Consider the following 12,919-nt stretch of genomic DNA (forward strand, 5'->3'; position numbering starts at 1 on the left):
CTAATGGGTAAGTGATAAATGTTTGGCTAAGCTGGCTGGCTGAGTCATACAATCCTCACCATCAGCACTCAAGGCGGAAACCAGAACGGTTTTCAGACGGTGTAAGACCTGTCGATCCAGCGCTAAAAGGTAGTTGGGTGACAGCAAAATCAACTGCGTCTCCAACGCTTCGGTTACAGGCAGATGCACCTGGGATTGAACCGATTGAGAGGGATGCTGCTGAGTTAACAGCGCTTGGCGAAAAGCCAAGTCGGTATAGACGGGTAGCCGATGGTGCAAGGCAAACGGATAGGCTTGCGCTTGAACCCCTGCCTGCGCGAAAGCCGCTAAAACAGATTGAGCCGAGACACCTGGCTGAACAATCCGAACTGGATAGCCTTGATAAAACCCACCCCGCTGGGCAGGCGAGGGTAGCTGCACCCGCTCAATGCCTTCAATATCGCTCAGCTCTTGATCGAGCATTTCAATATGCTGCTGCTTAACGCGGTTAAAGATATTGAGGTAATCCAAATCGACATCCGCAAGTAAGGCTCCCAGCGGTGCCATCCGGCGTTTATAACCGATGCCCGTAGCCGAAAACGCTTCTAGACCAACGGCAGCAAAATGCTGGCTGTGCCGATCAAAATGGCCCCAGGCCGACATCCGGATGTAGTGCTCCCAGTTATCCGTGACCACGATACTGCCTTCACCGGCGGCAACGGGCTTACTACCCTGAAGGCTGAAAACACCAAAATCGCCCCAAGCTCCACAGGCGCGATTGCCCCACCGCGCCCCATGTGCATGAGAGACATCTTCAATCAGCGCAATGTTACGCCCTGCTAAAATCTGCTGCAGTTTTTGCATATCGGCAGGAATGCCCCACAGATGAACCACAATCACCGCCTTGGTTTTCGGGGTTAGCTTGTGAGCAACATCTACCGGATCAATCGTTAGCGTCGTCTCTGTGATATCGGCAAAAACGGGAATAGCTCCAGCATTCAAAATGGGATCAATCGAAGCATGAAACGTACAAGATGGCACAATCACCTCGTCTCCCGGCTGAATATTGGCAGCAAATAGAGCAGCCTCAATTGCAGACGTGCCATTGCAAAATGTCAGCCCATATTGCCGACCAACCGCAGCCGCATAACGCTGTTCAAATGCTTCAATAAAATCCGGATAGCGAGAGATTTCGTGCTTAGCAATTGCCTGAGCGACACGCAATATTTTCCGAGTTAAAATTTGAGTTCTGAGCCATGCAAGCTGTACTTTTCTCATGAGCATTAATAACTAATAACGAGTAACCAATAAGTATTGGGTTCCTGTCAACTGCTAGGGGCGAATAGCCATTCGCCCCTAGCGCTGGCACAATACATAAAAGCTGTGTAGATTGTGCGTTACGGCTTCGCCCAACCCACCCTACAGCATTGTTTAATTTTGGCCATCTACTTAAAACCAGTCTGTCTTTGAAGGAGGAACTAGAAAATATGGCAGAAAACCGCTGATTTTTTGTCAACTTAGATATGCATTGAAATGACAGAGTACTGAGAGAATAAGTCATTTATATTTGGTCAGACTTTAACGCGACTGAGCTATCTAGGCTTGCCAAAATGCCAAAGCAATTGATAGATCTCTAGCCCTGAATAGGGAGTGGCAAAGTGGCACCCTTTTGCGATTGCACATTTGTTAAATTGGTCGTCAATCTTTGGTTGAACGGTCATGGATATTCAACAGTATTGGTTCATTCTGAAGCGCAGATGGTTGCCTGCAAGCGTTGTTTTTGTTTCGGTTTCGGCGCTCACAGTCGTTGCTTTGTCCCGACAAACCAATATTTACCAGGCGGAAGGTAAAATTCGCTTTACCTCAGCCGATCGAACCTCTGCCTTGACGGGTGTAGGCACAACCGAGGGCGAATTCAACCCGTTAGTTGAATCGAACAATCCAATGACGACGGAGATGGAAGTCATTCGCTCCGAGGAAATGGTTCAAACTGCCCTCGAACGAATTTCGGCCAACAGCTCCAACAACGCCCCCCCCTCACGTCAGGAACTCTTGGAACATTTGCAGCTCACCAATGTCCGAGGTACAGATATTTTGCTGCTCACCTATCAAAGCCCTGATCCAGAATTGGCGGCGACGGTGGTCGATACCATCATGGATGTTTATCTCGAAAATCACGTCCATGAGAACCGGATTGAAGCGATGGCTGCTCGGCAGTTCATTGAACAGGAATTACCGGGAGCAGAGGCTCGGGTACAAGAAGCAGAAGCAGACTTGAGGCAGTTCCAGGAAATCAACCAAGTGGCCTCTTTAGATGAGGAAAAGGTAGCTGTCGTGACGGCAGCAGAAGCGCTGCGACAGCGGGTAGCGGAGGCCCAATCGGCTCTAGCAGACGCCCAAGAGCAGTCAACCGCCTTTAGTCAGCAGTTGAACATGTCGCCCCAAGAGGCCATTGCCATTACCACGCTCAGCCAGTCTGCTGGGGTGCAGGAAATTCTCACCCAGTACCAAGCCGTCGAGTCACAGCTCGCCATTGAGCGGGTGCGGTTCCAGGATGAAAGCCCCGTGGTGCAAGACCTGCTCAATCGCCAAGCAAACCTGCAAGCGCTCCTGCAAGAGCGTATTGGCAATACGCTAAACGGTCAGTCCATCGATCCAAATGTCAATTTGCAAATTGGTGAGCTGCAAGCGGCCTTAGCGGCTGATTTGGCTCATGCCGAGGCGACACGACGCGGACTCGTGGAACAGTTGAATACCCTAGAAACGGCACAAACCTTCTATGATCAGCGCTTAGCGACCCTGCCTCGACTCGAACAAGAGCAGCGAGAACTCCTGCGGCGTCTGGAAGCAGCGCAAGGAACCTATTCATTACTGTTGCAACGGCTGCATGAAACGCGAATTGCGGAGAACCAAAACTTTGGCAATGCCCGGATCTTACAAACCGCATTTGTTGGGGAGAAACCAATTTTGCCGCGTAAGCTGTCGTTCTTAGCATCGGGCGGCATTATGGCGGTGCTGCTGGCGGCGGCGACGGCGGTGCTGCTGGAAATGCAAGATAAGTCAGTGAAGACAGCGAAGCAAGCCCGCAATCTGTTTGAACTAACGCTTCTAGGCGTGATTCCGCTCCATAAAATTATCAGCCGCTCACTCTACGGCTTCCGGGCCACAGAGCGCTATTCAGAGGTAATTGTCCGGGATGAACCCGAATCTGCGATCGCAGAAGCCTATCGGATGCTACAGGCTAACTTGAAGTTTCTCAACTCGGATCGAGAGATTAAAACGGTGGTCGTAACCAGTTCGACGATGGGTGAAGGCAAATCCGTTATCTCTGCAAACCTAGCCATGGCCAAAGCGCAGCTTGGTCATCGAGTTCTGCTGATTGATGCCGATATGCGGTGTCCGCGCCAGCATCAAATTTGGGGCGTAATCAACGACCGGGGCTTGAGTAACGTCATGGTCGAGCACTGCCCGCTGGCCTCTGTCGTCAAGACACCGCTGGCCTATCTGGATGTGCTAACGGCAGGCGTGATGCCGCCCAATCCGACTGCGCTGCTTGACTCCCAGCGCATGGCTACATTCCTACAACAGGTCGCCGAAGACTATGACTTTGTGATTATTGACATGCCAGCGCTGAATATTACGGCGGATGTCCAAATCTTGGGCCGTCTATCCAGCGGTATTTTACTGGTAACTCGTCCGGGCGTGGTTGATATGGGCAGTGCGCTAGCCGCGAAGGAGCGCCTAGCGCAGTTCGGGCCGTTAGTACTGGGTCAGGTGATTAATGGTGTGATTCCCGAAAACGAACCCGACAGCTATTACTATTTTGCGGGCAACTATGCCGATCGTCATACGGAAGACTCGTCTCTTGCCGCCCCGCCTCGAGTACATGGCTGATATCAAGTTCATGTATAGGAACCCAATTTATGTTGTGTAGGGACACGGCATGCCATGTCCCTACACAACATAAATTATCGGGTTTTAATCGGACTTTAGATAATTCTAATTCCTTGCTCCGCCAATACGCTCCAATGCTGGACGGGAGATAGTTTAGGTATGTTGCACAAGTTGGTGCGATCAAAGGGTCAAGTTAATGCTGAGTTCGTTCAAATCCTGAACAACACGGGCTGGCTGTTTGCGGGCAAAGTGCTACGCATGTTGATCAGCTTGATTGTGGGTACCTGGATTGCTCGCTACCTGCGTCCAGAAGGGTTTGGACAGCTACAATACGCACTGGTCTTTGTCAGTTTTTTCGACCCGCTATCCACCATCAAAATGGGGCCGATCATTACCCGCGACTTGGTGCAAAGACCCCAGGAGAGTCCGCTTATTCTAGGCACAGCCTTTGCGCTACAGTTGGTGGGCGGCATTTTGGCCATGGGTCTGTGTATCGTAGGCGTGCTGCTGCTGTCACCTGGACATCCTCTTATTCAGTTATTGGTTGCCATTGCAGCGCTGAAGTTTTTCTTTAATTCGTTCCAACCAATCGAGAACTGGTTTGAATCGCAGGTGGCTTCGAAGTATGTGGTTCTGGCCGAGCACAGCGGCTTTTTGCTGATCGTACTGCTCAAAAGTGGCCTATTGTTCTGGCAAGCAACCGTAGTTGCATTTGCGATCGCAACTGTCTTGGAATCGTTTCTTTACGCTCTCGGGCTAGCGTTTTTCTATCTCAAGCAGCATCAGTCGATCTGGTCATGGCGCACCAACTGGTCGAGCCTAAAGTATTTGCTGCGGGAGTCGTGGCCGTTAGTGCTGTCATCAACGGCGGCGGTGATTTACTTAAACATTGATCAAATTATGTTAGGAAATCTGCTGGATAAACATGCTGTTGGCATCTATGCCAGTGCCGCAACCTTATCCGAAGCAACCGCTTTTCTGCCCATCATTATCGGATCTTCCCTATACCCCAGAATTATTAAATCTCGCCAGCTCAAACCCGCTATCTATCAGCAGCGGCTACAGCAATATTATGACTTGAATAGTGGAGTTTCTTATGGATTAATTCTGTTACTGATTCCCATCTCTGGACTATTAATTTCTAAGCTCTATGGTGCAGAGTATATCGCCGCAATTCCCATCTTTAAAATCCATATTTTGAGTTCAGTATTCACCTACTTAGGCATTGCTCAAAGTAAGTGGATTATTACCGAAGGACTACAGAAATATAACTTTTATGCTCGTCTAACGGGCTTGATTGCCAATATTACGCTCAATTTGTTCTTCATTCCTCTTTATGGCGGGGTTGGAGCTGCGATCGCAACTTTGATTTCCTATGCGATCGGAGGATATCTCTTTTTCTGGTTACTGCCTGCCACCCGCAGCAATGCCTACTTAATGACAAAATCCATGCTGCTGCCGTTCCGTTTACTGCTCTCTCGTACCAAATTGCAAAACTGATAGACTATCCGAAACAACCATGCCGAAACTACTGCTCATTTCCGGTGTGTATCCTCCGGCTGTTGGGGGGCCATCTTTGCAAACCAAGCAGATTGCCCAGGGGCTGATGGCCCAAGGCATGACCGTGCAGGTCGCCACCTACGGCCATCCTCAACACAGCGGTATCTGGGATGGTGTCCCCATCACCTTTTTAGATAACAGCCTGCAGCCCCATTGGAGCGGGAAATTGAAGCGCAATCTGGGCATAATCCGGCAGCTTAATCGGCTGATTCGCCAGCAGCAACCGGATGTGATTCACATGCAGACAGCGGCTGGCAATTTAGCGCTGATGACGGGACTCCTGGCTCGCTGGCACCGCATTCCCTCACTGCTCAAGTACACAGCAGATTTAGCGGCTCAGAAGGCGACCCTGGAGGATTTTTTGCCGACCGGAGGCAAGAGAGCGCGTTTTCAAGTGTGGATGAATCAGCTACGCAATGAGGGATTTCAGCGGCTGCTCTTTACGCTGTATACGGCAATCTGGGCAACGACTCCCGCCTTTCGCGATCGGTTAGTCAACCACTATCAGGTTCCTCTGGCAAAAGCTCTGCTCTGGCCTAATTTTATTGATTTACGAGCCTATACAGCCATTGCTCAGCGTCGCAGTCAGCAGTCCAGTATTCCTCAGAACAGTCAGGACAGGGTGGAACTGCTAACGGTTGCCCGACTGTTTCCCGTCAAGGGTTTAGATGTATACCTGCGCGCCTTGGCTCAGCTTTCGGATCTGCCCATTCACGCTCGCATTGTCGGCAGTGGTTCAGCCACCTACCAGCGGCATTTAGAAGCGTTAGCCGCAGAGTTGGGCCTCGGCAATCGCCTTGAATTCACAGGTGCGATCGCACCGGAGCAAGTGGCCGCTGCCTACGCAACCGCTGACCTGTTTATCTTGCCCAGCCGTCACGAACCCTTTGGTATTGTCCTGATTGAGGCAATGGCGGCAGGTATCCCCATTGTCGCGACCGATGTTGATGGCATTCCCAATGTGGTGCAAGCGGATGGACAAGCGAGCTGTTCCGCGCTGCTCGTGCCGCCTGAGGATGCCGACCAACTTGCGATCGCAATTCGGTCATTAATATCGTCTCCCGAACAGCGCCAGGCCCTTGCGATCGCAGGCCAAATTCGCGCTCAGCAGTTCGCCCTCGACCAGGGACTGCAAGCGTTACAGACCATGTATCAACGTCTGATAGCAAGTCTGCATACAAAAAACAATTTATTTTGGCTCATGTTCAGACAATGTGAAATCGATACCTAAACCTGTCTATTTCAAGATGGGTTTGCACGTTCTTTGAACATGAGCCTTTATTTTTTATGAATCGTTTGCTCCGCAAACGGTTCATAAAAAATAAATTGTGGCTTTCAACTGAACTTCATATGAGTCCTCAGTTTCTGTCGTCCTACTATCATCCATCAAGCCGTGACTAAAGCCATTCTATCCCCTCGTCCTATCCTGCCAGGTCTGGCAGGCAGTTCGTCAACGCCATTTGTGGCAATGCAGCCGCTACAGCGGTTTACCATCATTGGCTTGATGGCGCTCGCTTTGATTAGCGTTGGTCTGCTGCAACAGTCCAACTCAACAGCAATATCGGGGATGGAATGGGTCTATCTGGCGCTGGTGCTCAATGGCGTGCTGCTCCTACTGCCCGTTATTTTCTATCGACCAACCTTTGGCTGGTTCCATCCGCTGATGTTTGTCATCTTTTGGAGCGTGATCGCCCATCTGCGCCGCTTTGATGTCTACATCACCGGACTTCCCTGGCATGCTGCCTTACCAGGGTGGAGTTCAGAGAGCCTGACAATGCTGGTCTTCAAAGACCTGATGCTGCAAGCGGCTGGCATCGTTGCTATGTACACCGGATTTCTCCTCAGTCCGGCTTGGGCACTGCCCAATATTCGCTTTCAGCAGCCAGCCCATCTGGGCAAAAAGACCATTGCCACCGTGGGATTTGCTGCCGGAATTTTTGCAGTCTATATGCAGTCACGGGGCGGCATTATTAGCCACATTTTGTCCTGGGGAGCAGGCCGCAATCAAGCTTTGGCTGGCAATTTTTACTGGCAGTTTTTTACGCAATTAGGATTAATCGCCTGTCTAAGCTGGCTGGCGATGGATCGCCGCTCAACCTCCACTCCTGCTTTCTGGGGCTGCACAATAACGTCGTTGATGATGACGTTTATTGTTGGCGGTTCCCGGTCAAGCGTGATCTACTTTATGGTCATGGGGCTGCTGGTCTGGTTCTTACGAGAGCAAAAAATTTCTCTAGTGCGAATTACCGCCATCGCCTTGATCGGCCTATTCGCTCTCGGTCTACTGGGTAATCTGCGGGACAGCACCTACAGCGGTCAGATTAACTGGAACGTCTTTCGGGGAGGATCAAACAGCGCTGCGACATCGAATGAATCCACGCTGGGCACCAGCTTGAGCGAAATCTCCGAGCGCAGCAGCGTTTACTCCGGCGTATTTCCCATTTTGGCCTTAGTACCCAATCAGGTGAACTATCTAGAAGGCAGTTCCTATCTGGCTTTGCTGACGCTACCTGTGCCTCGGGCGCTGTGGTCAGGAAAGCCTGGTTTAGTGGCAGGCAGAGTGGGCGAAGTTTTTTATGGCAGCAATTTCGGCATTCCACCAGGAGCGGTGGGAGAAGCCTACTGGAACTACGGCGTACCCGGCGTGCTGATGGTCTTTACTCTCTACGGCATGTTTCAGCGTTTCTTAGCCAATACATTTATCCGGTATGCCCATCAATCCGCTGCGATCGCACCTTATGTGATTACGCTGTTTTTGTTCTCCGAACCGACAGGTCTAGCTTGTATCGCTTGGCTGATGATGCTTGTGCCAACGCTGGCTTATTTAGTAGCCATTGGAGCCATTCGGCTACCTCAGCTTCACTAAATACTCTGTAAATTAAGTTTTGATGGTTGATGTGCCGCGCGGAGCGCGGCACATCAACCATCAAAACTCTTAAAACAAGGTTGACAGGCTACTAAAGGCAAAGTGGCAATACTTTTGGCACGGAGCAAAGCAGACTAGTGAAACAAGTCAGAGAGATTGCCTGAAATCGTTGCCATTCCGTAGGGGCAAATGGCCATTTGCCCTTACAGGTACGGAATATTTCTAAAACCATTGATCTTATGGGAGGGCGAATACCATTCGGCCCCTACAGATAAAACCATTGACGTTATGGGGGGGCGAATGCCATTCGCCCCTACAGGTACGGAATATTAATTCAATTTGTTTGTTCATTGCTCATTCATCATAGGCAAAGCTATGAGTATGTTGCCCCGATCCGCAGAGGGCTTGCCCAGCAACGAGTCCTCGCCTCTACCAGCCATTCAAACTCAAAATATTGATCAGACTCGTCCGCCTCGTATCAAGATGCTATTTTTCACGCCGTCCTTGGGCAGCGGTGGCGCTGAAATGCATCTTTTGCGTATTCTCAATGCCCTGGATCGACAGGGGTTCCAGCCATTAGTAGCCGTTGCGCAGCAGGGGGGAGCTACGAAACAGCCCTGGCTGAGGATGTTACAGTCTACGCCCTTAATCCAGTCGGGATACCATCCAGTACCCTTCGCATGATGCGAGCGATCAAGCCACTGCGACAGCTAATCCAGGCCGAGCGGCCTGACATTGTCTGCTCACTACAGGGTCACGCTAATCTGGCTGCTATTCGCGCCTGCCAAGGGGTAAAGCCACAGCCCAAGCTGATTATCTGTGTGCAGAACTCGCCATATTCTAGGTATCACCGTCGTTGGCATCCGCTGGATCAACTGATGCTGCTCCTGATGGCAAAGTTATATCCCAAAGCCGATCAGGTGGTTGCCCTATCCAGCGGCGTAGCGGAAGAACTGCGATCGCTAATGGGGCAACCCTCAATTAATAGCACCCGATCCGCATCACAGCCCCCCATCGATATTATCTACAACGCGGGGGTTGACGATGCCGTACTGAAAGGATCAGCCGAAACGTCTATCCTGATGCAGCGCTCTGCCCATCAGCCCGTAATTGTCGCCTGTGGCCGATTGCACCCCCAAAAAGGATATCCCTATCTGCTGAAAGCATTGGTAAAAGTGCGGTAGAGCATTCCAGCTACACTGTGGATTCTGGGCGAGGGGCCACTGCGGCCCATGCTAGAGCAGCAAATCACAACTCTGGGGCTGACTCGCGCGGTTAAGTTCTTGGGCTTTCAAGCCAATCCCTATCAGTACATGGCTGCTGCCGATGTGTTTGTGCTGTCGTCAATATACGAAGGGTTTGGCAATGTGATCGTTGAAGCAATGGCCTGTGGAGTGCCCGTGGTGGCCACCGACTGTCCGCACGGGCCTGCCGAAATTCTGGAGCAGGGTAAAAATGGTCTGTTGGCGCTGCCGGGGGATGTTGATTCGCTCGCGAGACAACTCCTCAAGGTGCTGCAAGATCCAGAACTACAGGAGACTCTAGCCCGACGAGGGCTAATGCGATCGCAAGCGTTCCACTCCTCAACCATTGCCGCCAATTATGGGCAAGTTTTTCGGCAGGTATTAGCTTGATATCCCCTCTCAGCCACAACCGTTTAGTCAAGTCTCCGTGTAATATGCAAGTCCTCAATTCTCCATCTATGAAATCTCAATCCCAGGATGCCGCTGGCTCTGCTCCGCCGCAGCGACGCCCCCTGCGAGTGCTCTACTACATCGCCTATTTTCAGCGGATGGCAGGAGCCAATCGTAGTTTGTTTGAACTGATTACCCATTTGCCCGCCACGGTAACGCCCCTAGTCGTGATGGCTGGGGAAGGACGAGCCGCAGACGCCTTTCGCCAAGCGGGTATTGAGGTTGTCGTTATGCCGCCAGGACAGTCACTCAATCAGTTTGGTAAAGTGATGCTGAGCTGGACATGGCGCAAGCGCATTCAAGTCACCGTTACCGAGCTGCTGCCCTACACCCTACACTGTCTAGCGCTGATGCGGGAATGGCAGCCAGATATTGTCCACGTCAACTGTAGTCGTGGCAACTTGATGATTGGGGCCGCCGCGCGGCTGTGGGGTTGCCCCGTTGTGGGTCACATGCGGGTACAGATCCCCTTTCACGACATTTCGCAGTGGTATTTTGAGCAGATGACGCATCGCATTATTACAGTGTGTGATGCGATTCAGCTGGATCTCAGCCCTGCCGCTCAAACGAAGGCGATCACGATCTACAACGGCGTTCGCAAGATTGAGCAGCCAGGGCAGCCCATCCCCTGGCTTCAGTCGCTCAAGGCACAAGGGACGCTGATTGTGGCCTGTTTTGCGTCGGTGGTGCCATTCAAAGGACAGCATCACCTGCTGGATGCGGTGACCGAACTCAATCGGCGGGGTTGGGGCGATCGGCTGGCAGTATTTTGCGTCGGTGATATCGAACCGGAATATCAAGACTATGCCAATTTTCTGATGGCAAAGCTGCAAACCCTTGGCATTCATAACGTTACCCTGACTGGCTGGCAGTCGAACCCGTTCCCTTTCTATCAGGCCGCTGATATTGAGGTACTGCCCTCCGTAACGCGCGAAGTGCTGAAATACAACGACAAAACCGTTGAGGTGAAGGGGAACGAAGGATTTCCCCGCACCCATTTAGAAGCGATGTACTTCGGATTGCCCGTAGTTGGGACAGACATTGCCGGCGTACGGGAGCAGATCATTGACCGCGTGAACGGCTACGTCGTGCCCCCTGGGAATGCGCTGGCACTGGCCGATGCCCTAGAGCAGCTCTTAGCCAATGCTGACTTGCGATCGCAGATGGGTCAAGTCGGTCGCGAACTGGTGCAGCAACAGTTTTCTACAGAAGCCCATGTGGCTGGCATCCTGCAGGTTTATCGAGAGCTGGCAGGAGACAAGTTTGCTTACTCTGAGGCAGAGGCAGATGAGGTTTTGGGCTATACAACGTAAACTGCGCCCGTTAATGTTGGGTGGCGTAGCATGTGCGATCGCACTTTTCGTAGGGCTGTGGCCGCCTGTGAATCCTACCGTCAACGCTCAGGCGCAAACACTTTGGCAACGCCCGGATGGAACATCCGTGACATACTACGCGGCAGGGGATGAGTTTCTAATCGCTGCGTTTAAGCTGCTGAATGAGTACTGGAACGGCATCCAGGCAGACAACCCAGATTTAGTCCGCGGATATCTGGATGCCTATTTGCCGCCTGAGCTACAAGCGCTAGGCTATGAACCTGCCGATGCGCTAATGGCCGACTTCGCCACAGCCTTCTTTGCGGCTCGTCATCCCGATAGTGGCTTGATTCCCTATGCCTACGATGCGCCCATTCCCGGTAATCCTAGCGATCCAGCGGAAGCCAACTTAACCTCTGGCGGCAAACAACCCGTCAGCTTGATTGCCAGAGCGATGGAATTTTGCAACTGGTTTAACCGCGATCGCAGATTTCAAAATCAGTGCATTGAGCTGGCCCACAGCACTATTGAGCAGTTCAATGTTCCTGATGAGGCTGGAAAACCTAATGGTCTATGGGGTTGGGTGGATGTAGCTGGCGATCTGGCCTCCCGCAGTTCCCTAACGCTGACTCAGGACTACGGCGAGGTAGCCTGGGGCATGGCTCAGCTATCGCAACAGACTAGCGACCCGCAGTTTGAGCAATGGGCTGACGAAAAATTACAGTTTGTCCGGCAGCACCCCATGCATTCAGAACTGCCGATTCTGCATGAACAGTTTGTGCTCACGCAAGCCCTAGAGCGCCCCGACGAACCCTCTAGCGATACGGATACGCTGTACTTTGTCCGTCGCCTGTTTGACCTCTACCAGCTCACAGGCCAGCTTGAATACCGCGATTGGGCGATGGCCGTGACCGATCTCTGGTTTGAGCAAGCCTGGAACCCACAGTGGGGCCACTTTGTCCGAAAGCTCAATCCGGATGGTACACCCGCAGTCGATACGCTCTACGGCGACGGCAAATATAATACTCTCTACATGCTGGTAAAAGCTTACGAGGTGACGGGTGATGTCGCGTATCTGGAGCGGCTGAAGCTAGCCTGGAACAATTTGGTGCAGATGGGGCAGCAGGGATTAGCACCAGCAGCCATCCGTCGAGGTGACTGGGACAGTGAAGCGGGTTTAGATGCCCAACAAACCATCTTTTTGGATATCCTGGTCGAAGCTTACGAGGCCAGCCGCGATCGCACATTTCTCACGGCGGCTGAAAGCTTGGGACGAGCCATTTTGCAGCAAGGGCCATCGGTGATGCGCTTAGAAAGCGGCCAAGCTGGCCATGCGTTTTTAAAGCTGGCACTGGCTCGACAGCCGATCAGCCGCGTGGAACTGTCACTCTCTCAGCCCAATGCATCGCTACACATCAATCAGGCTGGGGAAACTATCCTGCAAGCAACCCCATCGACTACGGAAGTCATTGTCTACATGCCCAGCGGTTCCTACGGGGTCATCACTCGCTAATTTCATATCCGTCTATTTGCCCTACGTAAAGGCGTTAGCGAAGCCATGCCCGAAGGGCTATATGGCCATTCGCCCCTAAAAATACGCAAAAATATGATCC

The 12,919-nt window shown here is 51.9% G+C and carries 10 protein-coding genes; 9 read left to right on the forward strand and 1 reads right to left on the reverse strand.

The annotated features are described in order from the left end of the window. Positions 1 to 1,203: a DegT/DnrJ/EryC1/StrS family aminotransferase gene (locus tag AC286M_RS22330; RefSeq protein WP_488206487.1), complete on the reverse strand. Its 1,203-nt coding sequence runs from the start codon at positions 1,201 to 1,203 to the stop codon at positions 1 to 3. A 495-nt stretch (positions 1,204 to 1,698) separates the two neighbouring features. Between AC286M_RS22330 and AC286M_RS22335 the strand changes: the two genes are divergently transcribed. The 9 genes from AC286M_RS22335 to AC286M_RS22375 all read left to right on the forward strand — a co-directional run bounded on the left by AC286M_RS22335 (position 1,699) and on the right by AC286M_RS22375 (position 12,819). Continuing rightward, positions 1,699 to 3,873, forward strand: a complete 2,175-nt coding sequence (locus tag AC286M_RS22335) for a GumC family protein (protein WP_488206488.1) — start codon at positions 1,699 to 1,701, stop codon at positions 3,871 to 3,873. Positions 3,874 to 4,032: 159 nt separating this feature from the next. After that, a complete protein-coding gene (locus tag AC286M_RS22340) occupies positions 4,033 to 5,373 on the forward strand; it encodes a flippase (RefSeq protein ID WP_488206489.1) in 1,341 nt (446 codons plus the stop codon). Positions 5,374 to 5,392: 19 nt separating this feature from the next. After that, positions 5,393 to 6,664: a glycosyltransferase family 4 protein gene (locus AC286M_RS22345; RefSeq protein WP_488206490.1), complete on the forward strand. Its 1,272-nt coding sequence runs from the start codon at positions 5,393 to 5,395 to the stop codon at positions 6,662 to 6,664. A 162-nt stretch (positions 6,665 to 6,826) separates the two neighbouring features. Beyond that, positions 6,827 to 8,299: an O-antigen polymerase gene (locus AC286M_RS22350; protein WP_488206491.1), complete on the forward strand. Its 1,473-nt coding sequence runs from the start codon at positions 6,827 to 6,829 to the stop codon at positions 8,297 to 8,299. A gap of 375 nt (positions 8,300 to 8,674) precedes the next feature. Next, positions 8,675 to 8,983 (forward strand): hypothetical protein, encoded by a 309-nt coding sequence (locus tag AC286M_RS22355; RefSeq protein WP_488206492.1) that lies wholly within the window; start codon positions 8,675 to 8,677, stop codon positions 8,981 to 8,983. Continuing rightward, a complete protein-coding gene (locus tag AC286M_RS22360) occupies positions 8,917 to 9,483 on the forward strand; it encodes a glycosyltransferase (protein ID WP_488208859.1) in 567 nt (188 codons plus the stop codon). The genes AC286M_RS22355 and AC286M_RS22360 overlap by 67 nt, the downstream gene beginning before the upstream one ends. Before the next feature lie 21 nt (positions 9,484 to 9,504). Further along, entirely contained in the window at positions 9,505 to 9,933 is a 429-nt protein-coding gene (locus AC286M_RS22365; protein WP_488208860.1) for a glycosyltransferase, read from the forward strand. A 68-nt stretch (positions 9,934 to 10,001) separates the two neighbouring features. After that, positions 10,002 to 11,306 (forward strand): glycosyltransferase family 4 protein, encoded by a 1,305-nt coding sequence (locus tag AC286M_RS22370; protein WP_488206493.1) that lies wholly within the window; start codon positions 10,002 to 10,004, stop codon positions 11,304 to 11,306. Positions 11,307 to 11,319: 13 nt separating this feature from the next. Then, positions 11,320 to 12,819: an AGE family epimerase/isomerase gene (locus AC286M_RS22375; protein WP_488206494.1), complete on the forward strand. Its 1,500-nt coding sequence runs from the start codon at positions 11,320 to 11,322 to the stop codon at positions 12,817 to 12,819. Positions 12,820 to 12,919 lie beyond the last annotated feature (100 nt).

Source organism: Thainema salinarum CENA647 (genome assembly GCF_057732415.1).